Raw genomic sequence first — 19,498 nt, 5'->3', positions numbered from 1 at the left:
TGACCGGCCCCACAATCCCGACATAGGGTTTGCGGGGCCAGCGTCCCACCGCCCCGCCTGGAGTAATGAATAATGCCGTCCTTTGCCTCTGCCCTGGAATCCACGCTGCACAAGGCGCTGGAGGCCGCGTCTGCGCGCCGCCACGAATATGCAACGCTGGAGCATCTTCTGCTGGCGCTGATCGATGACGAGCACGCATCAAAGGTGATGAACGCGTGCGGCGTCGATCTGGGCGACCTGAAGGCGACGGTGGCGAAATATCTGGATACCGAGCTTGAGGCGCTGAAGGTCGATACACAGACCGATCCGTCGCCCACCAGCGGGTTCCAGCGTGTCGTCCAGCGCGCGATCCTGCACGTCCAGTCCTCTGGCCGGGACGAAGTGACCGGCGCCAATGTGCTGGTCGCCCTGTTCAGCGAACGCGAAAGCTATGCCGTCTATTTCCTGCAGCAGCAGGATATGAGCCGGCTGGATGCCGTCAGCTATATCAGCCACGGCGTCGGCAAGGGCGGCACCCCTGCCGAAAGCCGAGAGGTGAAGGGCGCGGCCGAGGAGGAGAAATCGGCCAAGCAGGAACAGAAAAGCGGCAAGGGCGAAAGCGCGCTCAAGCAGTTCTGCGTCGACCTCAATGAAAAGGCGAAGAACGGCAAGGTCGATCCGCTGATCGGCCGCGGGCCGGAGGTTGACCGCACGGTCCAGATCCTGTGCCGCCGGTCCAAGAACAACCCGCTCTACGTCGGCGATCCGGGCGTCGGCAAGACCGCGATTGCAGAGGGCCTGGCCCGCAAGATCGTCGAGGGCGATGTTCCCGACGTGCTGAAGCCGGCCGTCATCTATTCGCTCGACATGGGCGCGCTGCTGGCCGGCACCCGCTATCGCGGCGATTTCGAGGAGCGGTTGAAGCAGGTCGTCTCCGAACTGGAAAAGCTGCCCCATGCGGTGCTGTTCATTGACGAGATTCACACCGTCATCGGTGCCGGCGCGACCAGCGGCGGGGCGATGGATGCGTCCAACCTGCTGAAGCCCGCTTTGTCGGGCGGCTCGATCCGCTGCATCGGCTCCACGACCTACAAGGAGTTCCGCAACCACTTCGAAAAGGACCGCGCCCTGCTGCGCCGGTTCCAGAAGATCGACGTGAACGAACCGACGGTCGAGGACACCATCAAGATCCTGGCCGGCCTGCGTTCGGCGTTCGAGGAGCATCATTCCGTCAAGTATACGCCCGACGCGATCAAGGCCGCGGTCGAGCTGTCCAGCCGGTACATCAACGACCGCAAATTGCCCGACAAGGCGATCGACGTCATCGACGAGGTTGGCGCCATGCAGATGCTGGTGCCGCCGTCGAAGCGGAAAAAGACGATCACCGTCAAGGAGATCGAACAGGTGATCGCCACCATGGCGCGCATCCCGCCGAAAACGGTCAGCACCGACGACACCCGCGTGCTCGCCAATCTGGAAACCGACCTGAAGCGGGTCGTGTTCGGCCAGGACAAGGCGATCGAGGTCCTGTCCTCTGCCATCAAGCTCAGCCGTGCGGGCCTTCGCGAACTGGAAAAGCCGATCGGCAATTACCTGTTCAGCGGCCCGACCGGCGTCGGCAAGACGGAAGTGGCGAAGCAGCTGGCCGAATTGCTCGGCATTCCGCTGCAGCGGTTCGACATGTCCGAATATATGGAACGCCATTCGGTCAGCCGCCTGATCGGTGCGCCTCCGGGCTATGTCGGCTATGATCAGGGCGGCCTCTTGACCGATGCCGTCGATCAGAACCCGCACAGCGTGCTGTTGCTGGACGAGATCGAAAAGGCGCATCCCGATCTGTTCAACATCCTGCTTCAGGTGATGGACAACGGAAAGCTGACCGATCACCACGGCAAGACGGTGGATTTCCGCAACACCATCCTGATCATGACGACCAATGCCGGTGCATCCGACATGGCCCGCGAAAGCATCGGGTTTGGCGAGTTCACTCGCGAGGATGTGCAGGAGGACGCGGTCAAGAAGCTGTTCACGCCGGAATTCCGCAACCGCCTCGATGCCATCGTGCCGTTTGGCTATCTGCCGCCGGAAGTAGTTGCGCGCGTCGTGGACAAGTTCATCCTGCAGCTGGAGTTGCAGCTGTCGGATCGCGGCGTCCATATTCATCTGGACGATGCGGCCAAGGCATGGCTGACCGAGCGGGGCTATGACAAGCTGTATGGCGCGCGCCCGATGGGCCGCCTCATTCAGGAAAAGATCAAGCAGCCGCTGGCCGAGGAACTGCTGTTCGGCAAGCTGGTCCATGGCGGCGAGGTCAGCGTGAAGCTGAAGGACGGGGCGCTGGCCTTTGAAATGGTCCCCGCCCCGCCCCGCAAGTCCAAGCGCAAGGGCGGCCGGAAATCGGCCCCGACCGAGGCGTAATCCGGCCAGACAGGCTCCGGTTACACCGGCAAAGAAAAAACCCCGGCAGGCCACCGCCCGCCGGGGTTTTTGATTTCCGATCCGCAGCCGGGATCAGCGCATCATCGACATCACCTCGACCGAACCGGCGCCGCCGTTCAGGCGACCCAGCTTGGCCTCGGCATCCGCGCGCGCTTCGGCAACGCAGCCATCGGCCGTGATCTGCTCGGCATCGGTCTGCTTGCCATAGGCGCGGCACATCCGGCGGATGGCGGTGCCCAGGCGATTGTTCAGCACCACCCGGTCGGCGGCGCTGGTCAGGTTCAGGTCTGCAAAATGGACGGTCGTCGAAACGACACGCTGTTCAGCCGTGGCTGGAACAGCCGTCGCCGCCGCGGCGGCAGCCACGGCGAGCAAAAGGGTACGGGTCATGTTCCTCAACTCCTGCGTCTGCGATATTCTTTTCTGTGTACGCCGCGCCGGCTGTTTGCCTGATCGCGTCGTGCCATTGAACGCGGCCCGGCTGTTGCCGGTTCCGCCCCAATGGTGGCAGCGCCATATTCCATCGGTGCCGTGGCTTCTATTGCAAAGGTATCAAGTTGCAGCTGCGAAGAGACTTGGCACCGGCACGTGGTCGATTACGATTGTACTGACCGGACGGTCAATCCGCGCGGGGCAGATCAACCGACTTGCTTGCCGCCATGAACGGTGCCCGGCCAGATGCTTTGCCGGTCGATCCGCAGCGCCGTTCGCCATGCTAACTTTCGGATTTACCTAATCTTTGCGAACCCCCCGCTATCGATGCGGCCAATGCCGATGATCCGGTTCCTTGGCCTGTTCGCAGTTGTCGCCGCCTGGCTGGCCCCGGCGGCGGTTCATGCCGTCGTTCCGCCGGATGCCGATCTGCTGCCGGTCTGCGTTGCCGCCGTGCAGGCCGGGGATACGTCCGAAACCATTGTGCAGACCCCGGCAGAGCGGCTGACCTGCGGGGAACAGCAGCGCAAACTGGGTCCCGGCGATTACTGGGCGGTGTCCGGCCCGCTTGATCGGACGTCCACGGCCGCAGATCCGCTGACCATCCGCATCGCCAGCCTGTGGCAGGGCGATATCGCGCTGACCGTGCTTTACGCCGATGGCCGGCGCGTCACCCAATCGCTCACCAATCGCGACATCAGCCGGCATATCGAACTCGGCGCGCTGATCGGATGGACCATTCCGGCGCATGATGCGCCCGTGCGCCGGCTTGTCTGGCGCGTTGACGACAGTGCGAACATGCGCGGTGTCCTGGTCGGGGCGCATGTCATGACGCGGGAAGAGGCGCGGCGCGGCTCGCTGCAAATGGCGGCGGTCTATGCCGGGTTCGCCGGCCTCGCGATCGCACTGATCGTCTATAACCTCGCCATGTGGGGCGCGCTGCGCCACCGGTTCCAGCTGCTCTATTGCATGATGGTGGCGCTGCTGCTCGGCTATACGCTGTCCTCGTCGGGGTTGTTGGCGTGGGCGGTGCCCGACATCGCCAACAATGACCGGATCCGGTTCAATCACTTCTTCCTTGCCGCGTCCGCCTCCGCCGCTCTGTTCTTTGCCCGCAGCTATTTCGAACCGCGGGTGATGGACGGCTGGCTCAGCCGGATTCAGCTGATCGTGTCGGGCCTGCTGATCCTCGTCGGCGTTGGCTTTGCGCCCTTGTCGCACTGGTCGATCCATCTGGCCGACCGGCTGTACACGCTCAGTTTCGGGGCCGTCATGCTGCTGGCCGGCATGATGCTGTGGGCCAGCTGGGCGCGGCGCAGCCGCTATCGCTGGATGTTCGCCCTTGCCTGGGCAATGCCGATCCTGTCGGGCACCACGCGGACCATGATCAATCTGGGGCTGCTCCCCTGGAATTTCTGGGCCGACAATTCGACGATCATTGCGATGGCAGCCGAATCGCTGCTGTCGTCGCTGGCGATCGCCTATCGCATTCACCTGCTCAGCCGGGAACGCGATGCTGCGCGGGCCGGCGCAATCGCGGCGCAATTGCTGGCCGACACCGAGCCGCTGACCGGGCTGCTCAATCGCCGGTCGTTCCTGTCGCGCGCCATCGGTCGGTCGGGCGAGCAGCAGATGATGATCATCGACATCGACCATTTCAAACGGGTCAACGACACGCTGGGCCATGATGGCGGGGACGAGGTGCTGCGCGTCTTTGCCCGGATGCTGCGCGAGGTGGCGGGGCAAGGATCGCTGGCGGCACGGATCGGGGGCGAGGAATTCGTGCTGGTGCAGGACGCGGCATCGGCGATCAGCCCCGATGCGGTGCTTGACCGGCTGCGCGCTGCACGGATGCCGTTCGACCTGACCGTCACCGCCAGCATCGGTTGCTGCACCGGCCCGCTGTCGGACGAAAAGGATTGGAAATCGCTCTATCGCCGCGCCGACCGCGCGCTATTCGATGCCAAGGCTGCCGGGCGCGACCGCGTTCGCAGCGCGCTGGGCGCCGCTGCCTGAACCGGGGCGACCCATGGTCTGTTCACTTGCCGCCCGACGCCATTCAGGTTAATGGAGGACGGATTGGGGAGACGCGCTATGCGCAAGCGGCGTATCATGGCTGGAGCGGTGCTGGCGCTGTTGGCGCTGGCCGCCATGCGCCAACCCAACGCCGACATCCGCATCATCACCCATGATTCGGGCGACACGGCCCCGCACAAGGTGCAGGCGGCGCTCGATTTGGGCGTTCTGGCCGTGAATATTCTGGTCACCTGGACCGGTCGTCGCATCGCCGGATAAGCATGCCGCAGCGTCAACTGCCTGCCCGTCGCTGAACCATCGAACCATATGAAAAAGCACGGTTGCACGCCGGAAATCCGGTGCTTACACCTGTGTCAATGACGGACTTTGACCCCCTGTGGCGCACGCTTTATCGGCATCCGGGACCCTGGGATCAGGCGCTGCCGCCGGCCACCATGATCGACCTGTTCGACGAGACCGCGCGCGTCAAGGGTCAGGCGCCGCTGATCGATTTCCTCGGCCGGCATTACAGCTATGCCGAAACGCTGGACGGGGCGAACCGGGTCGCGGCCGGCCTTGCGCGGATGGGCTATGGCAAGGGCGACCGGATCGGCCTGTTCCTGCCCAACGTGCCCCATTATGTCGCGGCCTATTACGGCATCCTCAAACTGGGTGCGACCGTCGTCAATTTCTCGCCGCTCTATACCGTCGACGAACTGGCGGCGCAGGTTGCGGATTCGGGCACGCGGGCGCTGTTCACCCTGTCGGCCAGCGCGCTGCTGCCCACCGCGCTCAAGGTGCTGGACCGCAGCGGCCTGGAACGCCTGATCGTCGGATCGGTCGCCGGCGCGCTGCCGATGGCGAAATCCATCCTCTATCGCCTGTTCCGGCAGAGCGAGGTGACGGAAAAGCCGCATGATCCGCGTGTCACCGCCTTTTCCGCGCTGATCGCCAATGACGGACGGCACACCCCGCCCGCCATCGATCCCGAACGCGACATCGCCCTGATCCAGTATACCGGCGGCACCACCGGCACGCCCAAGGGCGCGATGCTCAGCCACCAGAACCTGTCCGCCAATGCCCGTCAGGTGGCCTGGCTCGACCCGCGGCTGGGCAAGCGGGAGGACCGGGTGCTGGGCGTGCTGCCCATGTTCCACGTCTTTGCCAATACCTGCGTCCTCAACCGGACCGTGGTGACGGGCGGAGAGATCGTGATGCTGCCCCGGTTCGATGCGGGTCAGGCGCTGGACGCGATCCAGCGGGCGCGCTGTACCGCCCTGCCCGGCGTGCCGACCATGTACCGCGCGCTGCTCGACCATCCGAAGCTGGCGCAGACCAATTTGCGGTCGCTGGAAATCTGCATCTCGGGCGGCGCGCCGCTCGCCGCCGAGCTGAAGGCGGCGTTCGAGGAAAAGACCGGCGCCCGCGTGATCGAGGGCTATGGCCTGTCGGAAAGTTCGGGCGTCGTCTCGACCAATCCCTATGACGCGGAGGGCAAGACCGGCACCATCGGCCAGCCGCTGATCGGCACCCGCGTCCGGCTGGTCGACAAGGAAGACCCCACCCGCCCTGCGCCGGAGGGGGAACCGGGCGAGATCGTCGTGTGCGGACCGCAGATCATGTGCGGATACTGGAACCGGCCCGAAGCGGACGCAGAGGTGTTCATCGACGATCCCGACACCCGCGTACCCGGCCGCCACTGGCTGCGCACCGGCGATGTCGGCACGATCGATGCCGACGGCTTCATCCGCATCGTCGACCGGTTGAAGGACATGATCGCCGTTGGCGGGTTCAAGGTATTCCCCAGCCAGATCGAGGCATTGCTGTATCACCACCCCGCCGTGAAGGAGACGCTGGTGATCGGCCTGCCCGACGCATATCTGGGCGAGCGGCCGCACGCCTATGTCACGCTGCATCCGGAGGCGGAACCGATCGACGGCGCGGCGCTGCGCGACTGGCTGAACCCGCAGCTGGGCAAGCATGAGCGCGTGGCCGAAGTGATCGTGCGCCTGACCCTGCCCAAGACGATGATCGGCAAACTGAGCCGCAAGGATTTGGTCGCCGAGGTGATGGCAGAGGCGGCGGCGCGCGGCTGAACGCTTCCCCGGTTGCAAGCGGCCGGGGGCTGCCGCATAGCTGCCGCCATGGCCGAGGACACCCAAGTCGCGCAGCTTTCGTTCGAAGACGCGCTGAAAGAACTGGAACGGATCGTCACCCAGCTGGAAAGCGGCGACGTGCCGCTGGACCGCGCGATCGACCTGTATCAACAGGGCGATGCCCTGCGCCGCCAGTGCGCGGAACGCCTGGAGCGCGCGCAGATGCGAATCGAGGCGGTGCGCGCCGGGGCCGATGGCCAGCCGACCGGCATTCAGCCCTTCAACGCAGGATAATCAACGCCATGGGGGGGATGACACCGTTGCTCGCCGCCGCGCTGGCGGATGTGGGCGAGGAAATGGACCGGCAGTTCGACCGGCTGTTGCCCGTGCCGGACGATGCCCGTGCCAGCCTGTATCAGGCGATGCGCCACGCCAGCATCGGCGGCGGCAAGCGGCTGCGCCCGCTGCTGGTCTTTGCCACCGGCCGGCTGTTCGGCGTCGACCGGCGCTGCATGGCCCGCGCCGCGCTGGCGATCGAGGCGATCCATGTCTATTCGCTGATCCACGACGATCTGCCCGCGATGGACGATGACGACATGCGCCGGGGCAAGCCGACGGTGCACAAGGCGTTTGACGAGGCGACGGCAATCCTGGCCGGCGACTGCCTGCACGATCTCGCCTTCGACGTGCTGGCGCATGAGGATACCCATGCCGATCCGTTCGTCCGGGTCGAACTGATCGCCGATCTGGCCCGCGCCGCCGGCCCCGCCGGCATGGGCGGCGGACAGATGATGGACCTGAAGGCGGAAGAGACGACGTTCGACCTGCCCACCGTCACCCGGCTTCAGGCGATGAAGACCGGCGCCCTGATCTCCGCCTCGGTCGAGGCAGGGGCCATCCTGGGCCGGGTTCCGGTCGACGGGCGCACCGGCCTTCGCGGCTATGCCCGCGACATCGGCCTTGCGTTCCAGATCGCGGACGATCTTCTGGACGTCGAGGGGGACGAGGAAGCGGCCGGCAAGAAGCTGCGCAAGGATGGCGAGGCGGGCAAGGAAACCTTCCTTTCCCTGCTCGGCATCGACCGCGCCCGCGAACAGGCCCGGCTGCTGGTCGATCAGGCGATCGAACATCTCCACGCCTATGGCCCCGAAGCGGACCTGCTGCGCGACATCGCCCGCTACGTGCTGGAGCGCGACCGGTGAGCGCCCCCCGCACCGGCGTCTATCCCGGCACCTTCGACCCGATCACGCTGGGTCACATGGACATCATCCGGCGCGGCGCGAAACTGGTCGACCGGCTGGTCATCGGCGTCACGACCAATCCGTCCAAGAACCCGATGTTCAGCGTCGATGAACGCATGGCGACGGTCCGCCGCGAAGTTGCCGGGATCGAAGGCGACATCGAAGTCGTCAGTTTCGATTCGCTGCTGATGGACTTTGCCGAGCGGGAAGGCGCGGGGATCATCGTGCGCGGCCTGCGCGCCGTCGCCGACTTCGAATATGAATATCAGATGGCGGGCATGAATCAGCAGATCAACAACCGCATCGACACTGTCTTCCTGATGGCCGATGTCGCGTTGCAGCCGATTGCCAGCCGCCTGGTCAAGGAAATCGCGCTGTTCGGGGGGCCGATCAACCGCTTTGTCACCCCGGCCGTGGAGGCAGAGGTCATCGCCCGGGTGGAGAGCATCGGGCGCAAGGGCAGCCGCGCCTGATGGCATTGGACTAAGCGCGGAATTGGGCTAAGCCGCGCCGGATTATCCGGTCAGTCGGGGTTTGCATGCGTTTTCTTTCCGTCCTGTTCCTCTCCCTGGCGACCCTCTGGGCGGCCCCCGCTTCGGCGCAGCAGCAGCTTTTGGTGCCCAGCAATCGCCCCCCTGCCCCGTCGACGACGGACAAGGAAAATCTCTGGATCCTCGATCTGTCGACTGGCGGGCGCGTCACCATCTGGCTGCGGTCGGACGTCGCGCCAAAGCATGTCGAGCGGATCAAGACGCTGACCCGGCAGAAATTCTATGACGGCCTTGTCTTTCACCGCGTGATCGACGGTTTCATGGCACAGGGCGGCGATCCCAAGGGCGACGGCACGGGCGGATCGGAGCTGCAGGACCTGGAAAAGGAATTCAATTATCTGCCCCATGTTCGCGGTGCGGTGTCCGCGGCCCGCCCAGGCGCGCCGCAGGGCGCTCCGGCGGAAATCGTGGCAAAGGCGGAAAATGGCGCGAACAGCCAGTTCTTCATCATGCTGGCCCCCCGCCTGTCGCTGGACCGGGACTATACCGTGTTCGGCCGCGTGCTGGACGGGATGCAATATGTCGATTCCATCCCGCGCGGCGAGCCGCCGGCTCAGCCCGCCCGCATCCTTCATGCCTGGATCGCGGCGGACAATCCCCCGCCCTATCAGGCGGATCAGACAAAGGCAGCGGTGCCGAACGAGGATGCCGACCTGGTAATCCCGCCCGCCGGCAACTGAACCGGTTCCCTGACTGATGAAGGTCGATGCCTTCGACTTTGAACTGCCGAATGATCGGATCGCGCTGCGGCCCGCCGAGCCGCGCGATGCCGCGCGGATGCTGGTGCTGGACGGCGATGCGACGCTGGACATGGGCGTTGCCGATCTGCCCCGGATGCTGCGTGCCGGTGACCTGATGGTGTTCAACGACACCCGCGTCATCCCTGCCCAGTTGGAGGGGATGCGCGGCGATGCCCGGATCGGCGCGACCTTGCACAAACGCGAAGGGCCGCGTCGCTGGCGCGCCTTTGTCCGCAATGCCCGGCGTGTCCGCGCCGGCGACCGGATCGACTTCGCAGCGGGCGTCACCGCCATCGCCGGCGAGCGCGGCGAGGATGGCAGCCTGGCCCTGGAGTTCGAGGGGACGGAGCCGGTCGAACTGCTGCTGGAACGGGCGGGCACGGTGCCGCTGCCGCCCTATATCGCGTCAAAGCGCGCAATCGACGACCGCGACCGGGCGGATTACCAGACGATGTTTGCGCGGGAGGCGGGTGCCGTTGCCGCGCCCACCGCGTCGCTCCACTTCACGCCCGCGCTGATGGACGCCATCGCCGCAGCGGGGATCGAAACGGCAACCCTGACGCTGCACGTCGGCGCCGGCACCTTTCTTCCGGTCAAGGCGGACGACACCGACGATCACCGGATGCACGCCGAATGGGGTCGCATCGACGCCGCGACGGCCGACCGGATGAATGCGGTCCGCGCGCGCGGCGGGCGCATCATCGCGGTCGGCACGACCAGCCTTCGCCTCATCGAAAGCGCCGCCGGCCCGGACGGGATCATCCGTCCGTTCGAAGGCGACACGGCGATCTTCATCACCCCCGGCTACACCTTTCGCGGCATCGACGGGCTGATGACCAATTTCCATCTGCCCCGGTCGACGCTGTTCATGCTGGTATCGGCGCTTATGGGGCTGGATCGGATGCAGGCAGCCTATGCCCATGCCATTGCATCGGGGTACCGCTTCTATTCCTATGGCGATGCCAGCCTGTTGCTACCGCCCCGCGCCTGACCTGAAACCAGCCCCCCACTCAGACAAGTCTAAAACCGGCGATATTTAGTTCTAAAATAATCATATATATGATTATAAACGGTCGGATTTACCACCCGTTTTGAACAGTTCCGGTCGAAATCCCACATTGTCGGATTGACAACGTAGGACAAATTGTTACCGCGGCGCTTGACAGTCATTGTGACTGTGATACCGCTAACAGCGTGGATCGCGTGATTCACCGGTATCTTTAACAACGGCGGGACACGCATCCGGCCGATTTTAGGAGGGGGAATATGAAGCAGTTCTCGCTGTCCACGGCGTTGGTCCGTTCTGCGTCGGTCATTGCCGTCGCCGCCAGCCTTGCCGTTCCGACCATTGCATCCGCCCAGGAAGCTGATCCCGCCGCGACCAGCCAGGATCAGACCGATGAAGACATCGTCATCGTCGGCGTCCGCGCATCGATCAACCGGGCCATCGACATCAAGCGTAATTCCGCCGGCGTCGTCGACGCGATCTCGGCCGAAGACATCGGCAAGTTTCCCGACACCAACCTCGCTGAATCGCTGCAGCGGATCACCGGCGTGTCGATCAACCGCGTGAACGGTGAAGGCTCGCAGGTCGCTGTCCGCGGCTTCTCCGGCGGCTTCAACCTGGTCACGATCAACGGCCGCCAGCTGCCCGCATCGAACGTCGATACCAGCGCCGGCAACGCCTTTGCCCGCGGCACCGGCCGTTCGTTCGATTTCCAGAATCTGGCATCGGAAGGCGTCAGCGCGCTTGAGGTGTACAAGACCGGCCGCGCCAGCGTGCCGTCGGGCGGCATCGGCGCTGCCATCAACATCGTGACGCGCAAGCCGCTCGATTCCCGCGAAACCGGCTTTTCCGGCTCGATCGGCGCCAAGGCACTTTACGATGTGTCGATGAGCGACGCGGAAAACGACCGCAGCCACATCACCCCGGAACTGTCCGGCCTGCTGAACTGGAGCAACCCGGACGGCACCTTTGGCGCGACCCTGTTCGGCAGCTATCAGCTGCGCAACTCGGCGTCGGTTCAGGCGAACCCGAACTACTGGAACATCGTGCCGCTGAACGAATTCCTGAATTCGGGCACGTACGTGAACGCCAATACGGTCATCGAAAACCGGCCGACCACTTCGTTCGTTCAGATCCCGAACGACAGCCGCTATCAGTTCTCGGAAAACCGCCGCGAACGCATCAACGCGCAGGGCGTCGTTCAATTCCGTCCGTCCGACTCGCTCGATCTCAGCATCGACGCGCTGTATGCCAGCAACTCGCTGCAGGAAGACCGCAGCGAACAGACCAACTGGTTCCAGCGCCCGTTCGGCCGCATCCGGTTCGATGGCGACCCGCAGATGCAGTCGGCGATCTTCCTTCAGGAAGCGATCCAGGCCGACAAGGGCTATGAGCAGCAGGCTTTTGCCACCAAGACCGAGCTCTACTCGGTCGGCGGCAACGCCAAGTGGGAAGTGGCCGACAATCTCAGCGTGATCGTCGATGGCTATCATTCGAAGTCGGTGTCGAACCCGAACAACCCCAACGGCACCTCTGCCACGCTGGTGGCGATCGGCGCGCCGGTGCGGTCCAGCCATTCGCTGACCTATGTCGACGGTTTCCCGCAGCAGGCCGAAACCATCAACGACTGCACCAATCGCGGCGGCAACTGTAACAACACGCTCGACCTGGCCGATCTCGGCTCGCAGGTCGGCCGCACCGTCACCTCCCGTCAGGAACAGCGGATCAACGGCGCAACCGCCCGCCTGGCCTGGGATTTCGGTGAAGGCAGCCGGTTCGATTTCGGCGGCCAGTATGTCGATTCCAAGATGCGCTCGACCTCTCAGCAGACGACGCAGACCCTTGGCGACTGGGGCATCACCGATACGGGCCTCATCAACCAGATCGCGGGCGATCTGGTCAGCACCTACTGCCTGACCTGCAAGTTCGATGCGTTCAACCCCGGCTCGACCGGATCGGCGCTGATCGCGTTCCGCGGCAATGCCGTCGACCTCAACAACGTGCTCAGCCCCTATTATGCGCAGCGCGGCAAGCCCGTCGGCCCCAACCCGCCGTCGGACGATACGGTCGCTGAAAAGACCTGGGCCGTGTTCGGTCAGATGACGTGGAACGGCGAAATCGCCGGCCGCCGCGCCAGCGCCGTGATCGGCGTGCGCTACGAACAGACCGATGTCCGTTCGGTGGGTATCCAGGCGATCCCGTCCGCCATCCGCTGGGCGGCCGACAACGACTTCTTCGTCGATGCCGGCGGCGCCGGGTCGGAAGTGGTCGGCACCGGCAGCTATGAAAACCTGCTGCCGTCGCTCGATTTCAACATCGACATCGTCGAAAACCTGGTCGGCCGCGTGTCGTTCAGCAAGACGCTGGCCCGCGCGGATTATGGCAACCTGTTCGCTACCGCGAGCGCCTTTGCCCCGCCGCGTCCCACCGCGACGGGCGGCGTGCCGACCGGCAGCTCGCAGAACCCTGCCCTGCTGCCGCTGCTGTCGGACAATTTCGACGTGTCGCTGGAATGGTATTACAAGCCGTCGAGCTTCATCTCGGTCGGTTTCTTTGACAAGCGCGTCCGCAACTTCATCGGCACCGGCGTTGAAAACCGGAACCTGTTCGGGCTGCGCGATCCCAGCTCGGGGACAGCGGGCACGCGTTCGGGCCAGGCGCTCGATTTCCTGCGCGCCAACAATTACGACGTGTCGGACATCAACCTGTTCTCGTACACGGCGCTGCTGGTCCAGAACAACGGCAACGCGGCAGCAGCCACGGCGGCGTTCAATTCCAACTATGCCAACGGCGCGCTGAACGATGCGTTCGTCAACGCACTGCTGGCACAGGTCGATGTGGTGGCGGCCGCCAACGATCCGCTGTTCAACTTTGCAGTGTCGCAGCCGATCAACAACCGCGAAGGCCGGATCAACGGCTTTGAAGTGGCCTGGACGCACTTCTTCGGGAACAGCGGCTTCGGCTTTGCTGCGTCGTACACCAAGGTGAACGGCGACGTGAATGTCGATCCCTATGCCAACCCGAACGAGAACGTGTTCGCGCTGACCGGCCTTGGCGACAGCGCCAACCTGACCGGCATTTACGACAAGAACGGCCTGTCGGCCCGCGTGTCGTACAACTGGCGCGACAAGTTCCTGACGGCGACCAACCAGGGCGCGAACCGCAACCCGCTGTTCACCGCCGCGTTCGGTACGCTGGATGCGAACATCAGCTACGACATCTCGGACAACATCGCGGTGTCGCTGGAAGCGATCAACCTGACCAGCGAATCGCTGCGGCAATATGCCCGCACCGAAACGAACCTGGTGTTCGCCCAGGAGCTGAAGCCGCGCATCCTGGTCGGCGCGCGCTACCGCTTCTGATGACGGGCGGCCTTTCACAAGGCCGCTTCGTTTACCCGCTCAGGAGGGGGAGGAAGGCCGTTGCCTGCGTGCAACGGCCTTTTTCCATCCGCTGCACCCTGGGGGGTCGCGCCTACCTGCAAATCCGATAGACTGCCGCCATGACCAACTATGCCCTGCTCAACAATATCGACCATGCGGATCTGAAGATCGCGCCGGGCCATGGCGCCCGCTTTGGGGAGGCGGTGAACCAGATCGCCGTGCTGCCCAATGAGTTCGAGGCCGTGCAGCGCGATTATCCCATGCTGCTGATGCGCGATGAGGACGGCGCGTTGCAGACGGTTGCCCTGCTTGGCCTTGACCGGGGCGAGAATCTGTTCGTCACTGACGAACGCTGGGACGCGCGCTATATCCCCGCGCTGATGGCGCGTGGCCCGTTCCTGATCGGACTGGGTGAGCGGGACGGCGTGCGCGAACCCATGATCCATATCGATCTGGATCATCCCCGCATCGTCAGCGATGGCGGCATGGGCCATCCGGTATTCCTGCCCCATGGCGGCAACGGCCCGGTGCTCGACGCGATGATCGAGGTGTTGCGGACCATTCATGAAGGCCATGCCGTCGCCGCCGAATGCTATGCGGCGTGGGAGGCGCTTGACCTGATCGAGCCGATCGCACTCGAACTGGCGCTCAACGACCGCGAAATCTATGCGCTCGAGGATTATCTGACGATCAGCCAGGCACGCTTTGCCGACCTGACAGGGGATGAACTGGGCACGCTGCACGCGCGTGGCTTTCTTGCGCCCGCCCTGTATCTGATCGCCTCGCTCGGCAATATCAGCGCCCTGATCGACCGCAAGGTCGCGCTGCTGGCAGCGGCAGAGGCGGAATAGCCGCGATGGCTTTGACCGTGCCTGCCCGGACCCGCGTGATCGACGGAACGGATGCAGCCACGCTGCCCATCGCCGATCTGATCGCAGAGGGGCGGCCGGCGATCCTGCGCGGCATCGCCCGCGATCTGCCGCTGGTCGCGGCAGGCCGCGCCGGGCCGGATCATGCCATCGCCTATCTCAAATCCTTTGATGGCGGCCGCCCGATCACCGTCTATTGCGGCGATCCTTCCATTGGCGGACGGTTCGGCTATGCCGACGAGTATCGCGGGCTGAACTTTTCAGCCACCCGTGCCGGGCTGTCGGAAACGCTCGACCGGATCGCCGCCACGCTGGGTGATCCCGCCGCGCCGAGCCTGTATGTCGGATCGACCGATCTCGATCTGTATCTGCCCGGCCTGCGCGCAGAGGCGGCATTGCCCTTTGGCGATCCGTCGCTTGCCGCGCATCCGCCGTTGGTCAGCATCTGGATCGGCAACCGCACCACCGCACGCGCGCATTTCGACATGTCGAACAACATCGCCGTGACGATGGTCGGCGGCCGCCGTTTCACCCTGTTCCCGCCGGATCAGATCGGCAATCTCTATCCCGGCCCGCTCGATCCCACGCCCGCGGGCCAGGTCATCAGCACGGTCGATTTCGCCGCGCCCGACCTGTCGCGGCATCCCGGTTTTGCCGATGCCCTCGCCGCGGCGGAGGTTGCGGAAATGGAGCCGGGCGATGCCCTGATCTATCCCGCGCTGTGGTGGCATCAGGTCGAGGCGCTGGATCCGTTCAACGCCATGATCAACTATTGGTGGAACCAGGCATCGCCCCACATGGACACGCCGATGCTGACTCTGCTGCATGGCCTCCTCTCGCTGCGCGACCGGCCGGACGGGGAAAAGGCGGCGTGGCGCGCCTTGTTCGACCATTATGTGTTCGGCCCGGCGACGCGCGCGGGCGATCCCCTTCCGCCCCATGCCCGCGGGCCGCTTGCCGCGCCGATGGACCCGATGGAGGCGCGCCGCCTGCGTGCCATGATCCTGCAAAAGATGAACCGATGACCGATCGCTCCCCTGCCCGCACCCGTGTCGTGATTGCCGGCGGCGGCACCGCCGGATGGTGCGCCGCCGCCGCCCTGTCGAAACAGCTGGGCGCGCTGATCGACATCACCCTCGTTGAATCGGACGAGATCGGCACGGTCGGCGTGGGCGAGGCGACGATCCCCACCGTCCGGTCGTTCCACACCCTGTGCGGCATCGACGAGCGCGAATTCATGGCCGCCACCCAGGCGACGTTCAAACTGGGCATCGCGTTCGAAAACTGGGCACAGCCCGGCGACCGCTATCTCCACAGCTTCGGCGTGGTCGGCAAATCCACCTGGATGGCGGATTTCCAACATATCTGGCTGGAGGCGCGGCGACAGGGGATTGCCGGGCCGATCGGCGATTACTGTTTCGAGCATCAGGCGGCGGACGCGGAAAAATTCTACGTCTCGGACGCTGCAAAGATCAGCTATGCCTTTCATCTCGACGCCACCGCCTATGCCCGGTTCCTCCGCTCGATCAGCGAACGGCAGGGCGTCCGCCGGGTCGAGGGGCGGATCGCCCGCGTCGAACAGCATGGCGAAACCGGCGATATCGCCGCGCTGCACCTTGAAAACGGCACGATGATCGCGGGCGACCTGTTTATCGATTGCACCGGCTTTCGCAGCCTGCTGCTCGGCCAGACGCTGGGCGTGCCCTATGTCGACTGGAGCGAATGGCTGCCGATGAACGCGGCACAGGCGGTGCAGACCGAAGCGGTGCGCCCGGCCGTACCCTATACCCGCGCCATCGCGCATGATGCCGGCTGGCGCTGGCAGATTCCGCTGCAGACGCGGGTGGGCAACGGCCTGGTCTATTCGACCGACTATCTGTCCGACGATGCGGCGCGCGACCGACTGCTCGGCGCGATCGAGGGCCGGCCGCTGACCGATCCGCGCCAGTTGCGCTTCACCACCGGCCGCCGCGCGCGGCTATGGGAACGCAATGTGGTGGCAATGGGCCTGTCCAGCGGGTTTCTGGAGCCGCTGGAATCAACCAGCATCCACCTGATGATGATCGCGGTCACGCGGCTGATTCAGATGTTCCCGTTCGGCACTGGCAGCCATCAGGCGCTGGCCGACCGGTTCAACGCGATCAGCATTGCCGAGCTGGAGGGCGTGCGCGATTTCATCATCCTGCACTATGCCGCGACCCAGCGCGACGACAGTCCGTTCTGGCAGCGGTGCCGGTCGATGACCCTGCCCGACAGCCTGCGGGCGCGCATGACCCTGTGGCGAGAAAGCGCACAGGCGTTTCAGGCGGGCGAGGATATCTTCCGGGTCGACAGCTGGATTCAGGTGATGCTGGGCCAGCGCGTCGAGCCGCAGGATTGGCACGCCGTCGCGCGCATGATCCCGCCGCCCCGGCTGGCGGAATCGCTGCGCGACCTGAAGCAGCAGATCGACCGTGCGGTGGGCCAGATGCCGCATCATGCGGATTTCGTGGCGGGATATTGTCCGGCCCGCGCGGCCTGACCCCTTGCGCCCGCTGCCAAGCGCGGCCACGCTGACAGGATGAGTGCGATTGCCCTTGCCGCCCTGCTCGCCCTGTCGGGCCAGCAGGCCGCGCCCCCCGCCCCGCCGCCGGTCGTGCCCACCATGCCGCGCGCGCTGATCATGGCAGAGCCGCTGGCGCTGTTCTTTGCCGGATGCGACGGCGATGGCGATGCCGTGCTGGCGCGGGCGGAACTGGTCGCCTGTGTGGATCGCACCTTTCGCCCGATGCTCGACAAGGGCGGGGTTGCGGCCGGTTATATCGCCTGGTCGGACTGGGCCGAACGCTATCTGGGCGATCGCAATGCCCTGCCCAGCCCCTTTGCCGTTGATGGCGACCGGGACGACCGGATCACGCCCGACGAATGTCTGGCCGCGATGAACCAGGGGTTCGACCGGATGGACCGGGACAAGGACGGCCGCCTGACCCGTGCAGAGATGCTGACCATCGCGGGCGCACGCAGCATGGATGGCGACATGCGCCGCGACCGCCCCCCGCAGCGCAGGCGATAGAGCGGCAATCGCCATGGGCGTCCATCATTCCCATGCCCATGGGCACGATCATGGCCACGGTCACAACCACGGCCATGGTCATAGTCATGGCCATGCCCCGTCCGGCGATTTCGGCTGGGCCTTTGCCATCGGCACGCTGCTCAATCTCGGCTTTGTCCTGATCGAGGGGACATGGGGGTTCTGGACCGGGTCGATCGCGCTGGTGGCCGATGCTGGCCACAACCTTATCGATGTCGCGGGCCTGGTCATTGCCTGGATCGGCTCCAGCCTGGCCCGGCGTTCGCCCTCTGCGCGGTTCACCTATGGGCTCAGCGCCGCCTCGATCCTTGCCGCGCTTGCCAATGCGGTGATGCTGATGGCGGCGATCGTCGTGATTGCGGCCGAATCGGTGCGTCAGTTCGTTGACCCCGCGCCCGTCCCCGGCCTTACGGTGATGATCGTCGCGGGCATCGGCATCGTGATCAACCTGGGCACCGCGCTGCTGTTTGCGCGGGGGCGACATGGCGACATCAACATTCGCGGCGCGTTCCTGCACATGGCAGCGGATGCGGCGGTGTCCGCCGGCGTGGTCGCGGCGGGCGCGATCCTGCTGCTGACCGGGGCCTGGTGGGTCGATCCGCTGGTCGGGCTTGTCATCGCCGCCGTCATCCTGTGGTCCGGCTGGGGCCTGTTCCGGGAATCGGTTGCGATGGCGCTGCACGGCGTGCCAGCCGGGATCGACCCGGTGGCGGTGGAGGCGATGCTGGCCGCACAGCCGGGCGTCGCGCGCGTGCACGACCTTCACATCTGGCCGATGAGCACGACCGAAGCGGCGCTGACCGCACATCTCGTCATGCCCGACGGGCACCCCGGCGACGATTTTCTGCTCGCACTGCAACATCGGCTAGCGCATGATCACCGGATCGGGCACATGACCGTTCAGGTTGAAACGGGAACGGGAACCGAATGTCGGCTGCATGGAGGGCATCGTTGAGCGATGGCGAGGCGCCGATTGCGCCTGCAATCCTTGCCGATCCCGCTGACCCGATCTGTCGGCTGGCGATCTTCGATTTCGACGGCACGCTGTCGGACAGCGGCACCTGGTTCCTGTCGATCGTCGATGAACTGGCCGACCGGTTCGGCTTCCGTCATGTCTCGCCAGAGGAGATCGAGACGCTGCGCGGCCGCACCACGCGCGAGGTGATCCGCGCGGTCGGCATCTCCCGCTGGCGGCTGCCCGCCATCGCCCGCTATGTTCAGGCGCGCTTTGCCGAAAATGCGCACCGGATCGAACTGTTTCCCGGCGTGTCCGACATGCTGGCACAGGTGCATGACGCTGGCATCCGCATCGCCATCTGCACGTCCAACACCGAAGCCAATGCCAAGGCCGTGCTGGGTCCGGCCAATGTCGCGCTGATCGAACATTTCGAATGCGGAGCCAGCCTGTTCGGCAAGGCGCGCAAGTTCCGGCGCCTGTTGCGCAAGCTGAACGTCCGTCCGGACGAGGCGCTGTCGGTGGGCGATGAAACCCGCGACGTCACCGCCGCGCGCAAGGCCGGGGTGCGGTGCGGCGCTGTCCTGTGGGGCTATGCCAATCCCGGTATCCTGGGGGCGATGCACCCCGACTGGCTGTTTACCGGCCCCGACCATGTGGTCCGCACGATCCTGGGTCGATAGGCGCGCCCGCCGGCGCCCCGGTGCGCAGGTGCCCGCTT

The 19,498-nt window shown here is 65.2% G+C and carries 17 protein-coding genes; 16 read left to right on the top strand and 1 reads right to left on the bottom strand.

All coding sequences use genetic code 11. The features are described 5' to 3' along the window. The first annotated feature begins 72 nt into the window (after positions 1 to 72). The gene (gene clpA, locus ACNI3Q_RS12675; RefSeq protein WP_426277211.1) at positions 73 to 2,397 is read left to right on the top strand and encodes an ATP-dependent Clp protease ATP-binding subunit ClpA; all 2,325 of its coding nucleotides are present in this window, start codon (positions 73 to 75) and stop codon (positions 2,395 to 2,397) included. 93 nt (positions 2,398 to 2,490) lie between these two features. On the opposite strand, the gene ACNI3Q_RS12670 is transcribed toward clpA, so the two are convergent. Beyond that, positions 2,491 to 2,808 (bottom strand): UrcA family protein, encoded by a 318-nt coding sequence (locus tag ACNI3Q_RS12670; protein ID WP_426277209.1) that lies wholly within the window; start codon positions 2,806 to 2,808, stop codon positions 2,491 to 2,493. Positions 2,809 to 3,186: 378 nt separating this feature from the next. On the opposite strand from ACNI3Q_RS12670, the gene ACNI3Q_RS12665 reads away from it, so the two are divergent. The 15 genes from ACNI3Q_RS12665 to ACNI3Q_RS12595 all read left to right on the top strand — a co-directional run bounded on the left by ACNI3Q_RS12665 (position 3,187) and on the right by ACNI3Q_RS12595 (position 19,460). Continuing rightward, entirely contained in the window at positions 3,187 to 4,866 is a 1,680-nt protein-coding gene (locus ACNI3Q_RS12665; RefSeq protein ID WP_426277207.1) for a GGDEF domain-containing protein, read from the top strand. Between the two features lie 78 nt (positions 4,867 to 4,944). Continuing rightward, entirely contained in the window at positions 4,945 to 5,145 is a 201-nt protein-coding gene (locus ACNI3Q_RS12660; protein ID WP_426277205.1) for a hypothetical protein, read from the top strand. 98 nt (positions 5,146 to 5,243) lie between these two features. Further along, positions 5,244 to 6,962, top strand: a complete 1,719-nt coding sequence (locus ACNI3Q_RS12655; protein ID WP_426277203.1) for an AMP-binding protein — start codon at positions 5,244 to 5,246, stop codon at positions 6,960 to 6,962. A gap of 48 nt (positions 6,963 to 7,010) precedes the next feature. Next, entirely contained in the window at positions 7,011 to 7,256 is a 246-nt protein-coding gene (locus tag ACNI3Q_RS12650) for an exodeoxyribonuclease VII small subunit (protein ID WP_426277201.1), read from the top strand. A gap of 17 nt (positions 7,257 to 7,273) precedes the next feature. After that, on the top strand, positions 7,274 to 8,164 hold the full coding sequence (locus ACNI3Q_RS12645) for a polyprenyl synthetase family protein (RefSeq protein ID WP_426277199.1): 891 nt from the start codon (positions 7,274 to 7,276) through the stop codon (positions 8,162 to 8,164). Next, the gene (coaD, locus tag ACNI3Q_RS12640) at positions 8,161 to 8,676 is read left to right on the top strand and encodes a pantetheine-phosphate adenylyltransferase (protein WP_426277197.1); all 516 of its coding nucleotides are present in this window, start codon (positions 8,161 to 8,163) and stop codon (positions 8,674 to 8,676) included. The genes ACNI3Q_RS12645 and coaD overlap by 4 nt, the downstream gene beginning before the upstream one ends. Before the next feature lie 65 nt (positions 8,677 to 8,741). Further along, entirely contained in the window at positions 8,742 to 9,434 is a 693-nt protein-coding gene (locus ACNI3Q_RS12635; RefSeq protein WP_426277195.1) for a peptidylprolyl isomerase, read from the top strand. Positions 9,435 to 9,450: 16 nt separating this feature from the next. Beyond that, positions 9,451 to 10,485, top strand: coding sequence for a tRNA preQ1(34) S-adenosylmethionine ribosyltransferase-isomerase QueA (gene queA / locus ACNI3Q_RS12630; protein WP_426277193.1), 1,035 nt, complete (start codon positions 9,451 to 9,453; stop codon positions 10,483 to 10,485). 275 nt (positions 10,486 to 10,760) lie between these two features. Next, entirely contained in the window at positions 10,761 to 13,862 is a 3,102-nt protein-coding gene (locus ACNI3Q_RS12625; protein WP_260020169.1) for a TonB-dependent receptor, read from the top strand. Positions 13,863 to 14,002: 140 nt separating this feature from the next. Beyond that, positions 14,003 to 14,734: a SapC family protein gene (locus ACNI3Q_RS12620; RefSeq protein WP_426277191.1), complete on the top strand. Its 732-nt coding sequence runs from the start codon at positions 14,003 to 14,005 to the stop codon at positions 14,732 to 14,734. A gap of 5 nt (positions 14,735 to 14,739) precedes the next feature. Next, positions 14,740 to 15,777 carry a cupin-like domain-containing protein gene (locus ACNI3Q_RS12615; protein ID WP_426277189.1) on the top strand — a complete coding sequence of 346 codons (1,038 nt, stop codon included), beginning with the start codon at positions 14,740 to 14,742 and terminating at the stop codon, positions 15,775 to 15,777. Continuing rightward, positions 15,774 to 17,273: a tryptophan halogenase family protein gene (locus ACNI3Q_RS12610; protein WP_426277187.1), complete on the top strand. Its 1,500-nt coding sequence runs from the start codon at positions 15,774 to 15,776 to the stop codon at positions 17,271 to 17,273. The genes ACNI3Q_RS12615 and ACNI3Q_RS12610 overlap by 4 nt, the downstream gene beginning before the upstream one ends. A gap of 39 nt (positions 17,274 to 17,312) precedes the next feature. Further along, complete coding sequence (locus tag ACNI3Q_RS12605; RefSeq protein ID WP_426277185.1) at positions 17,313 to 17,804, top strand: EF-hand domain-containing protein; 492 nt, start codon at positions 17,313 to 17,315, stop codon at positions 17,802 to 17,804. 13 nt (positions 17,805 to 17,817) lie between these two features. Beyond that, positions 17,818 to 18,777: a cation diffusion facilitator family transporter gene (locus ACNI3Q_RS12600; RefSeq protein WP_426277183.1), complete on the top strand. Its 960-nt coding sequence runs from the start codon at positions 17,818 to 17,820 to the stop codon at positions 18,775 to 18,777. Continuing rightward, positions 18,774 to 19,460: an HAD hydrolase-like protein gene (locus ACNI3Q_RS12595; RefSeq protein ID WP_426277181.1), complete on the top strand. Its 687-nt coding sequence runs from the start codon at positions 18,774 to 18,776 to the stop codon at positions 19,458 to 19,460. The genes ACNI3Q_RS12600 and ACNI3Q_RS12595 overlap by 4 nt, the downstream gene beginning before the upstream one ends. Positions 19,461 to 19,498 lie beyond the last annotated feature (38 nt).

It is taken from the genome of Sphingomonas eleionomae (assembly GCF_049889035.1).
Taxonomy (GTDB): domain Bacteria; phylum Pseudomonadota; class Alphaproteobacteria; order Sphingomonadales; family Sphingomonadaceae; genus Sphingomonas.
The sequence above is the reverse complement of the archived record's forward strand: the minus strand, read 5'-3'. Positions and strand labels throughout refer to the sequence as shown.

Bases quoted from the DNA above. Each gene is read 5' to 3' on its own strand.
- ACNI3Q_RS12600 (WP_426277183.1), top strand. From the start codon at position 17,818: ATGGGCGTCCATCATTCCCATGCCCATGGGCACGATCATGGCCACGGT.
- ACNI3Q_RS12665 (WP_426277207.1), top strand. From the start codon at position 3,187: ATGCCGATGATCCGGTTCCTTGGCCTGTTCGCAGTTGTCGCCGCCTGG.
- ACNI3Q_RS12610 (WP_426277187.1), top strand. From the start codon at position 15,774: ATGACCGATCGCTCCCCTGCCCGCACCCGTGTCGTGATTGCCGGCGGC.
- ACNI3Q_RS12620 (WP_426277191.1), top strand. From the start codon at position 14,003: ATGACCAACTATGCCCTGCTCAACAATATCGACCATGCGGATCTGAAG.
- ACNI3Q_RS12645 (WP_426277199.1), top strand. From the start codon at position 7,274: ATGACACCGTTGCTCGCCGCCGCGCTGGCGGATGTGGGCGAGGAAATG.
- ACNI3Q_RS12635 (WP_426277195.1), top strand. From the start codon at position 8,742: ATGCGTTTTCTTTCCGTCCTGTTCCTCTCCCTGGCGACCCTCTGGGCG.
- ACNI3Q_RS12605 (WP_426277185.1), top strand. From the start codon at position 17,313: ATGAGTGCGATTGCCCTTGCCGCCCTGCTCGCCCTGTCGGGCCAGCAG.
- clpA (WP_426277211.1), top strand. From the start codon at position 73: ATGCCGTCCTTTGCCTCTGCCCTGGAATCCACGCTGCACAAGGCGCTG.
- ACNI3Q_RS12625 (WP_260020169.1), top strand. From the start codon at position 10,761: ATGAAGCAGTTCTCGCTGTCCACGGCGTTGGTCCGTTCTGCGTCGGTC.
- ACNI3Q_RS12655 (WP_426277203.1), top strand. From the start codon at position 5,244: ATGACGGACTTTGACCCCCTGTGGCGCACGCTTTATCGGCATCCGGGA.
- ACNI3Q_RS12650 (WP_426277201.1), top strand. From the start codon at position 7,011: ATGGCCGAGGACACCCAAGTCGCGCAGCTTTCGTTCGAAGACGCGCTG.
- ACNI3Q_RS12660 (WP_426277205.1), top strand. From the start codon at position 4,945: ATGCGCAAGCGGCGTATCATGGCTGGAGCGGTGCTGGCGCTGTTGGCG.
- ACNI3Q_RS12670 (WP_426277209.1), bottom strand. From the start codon at position 2,808: ATGACCCGTACCCTTTTGCTCGCCGTGGCTGCCGCCGCGGCGGCGACG.
- ACNI3Q_RS12615 (WP_426277189.1), top strand. From the start codon at position 14,740: ATGGCTTTGACCGTGCCTGCCCGGACCCGCGTGATCGACGGAACGGAT.
- queA (WP_426277193.1), top strand. From the start codon at position 9,451: ATGAAGGTCGATGCCTTCGACTTTGAACTGCCGAATGATCGGATCGCG.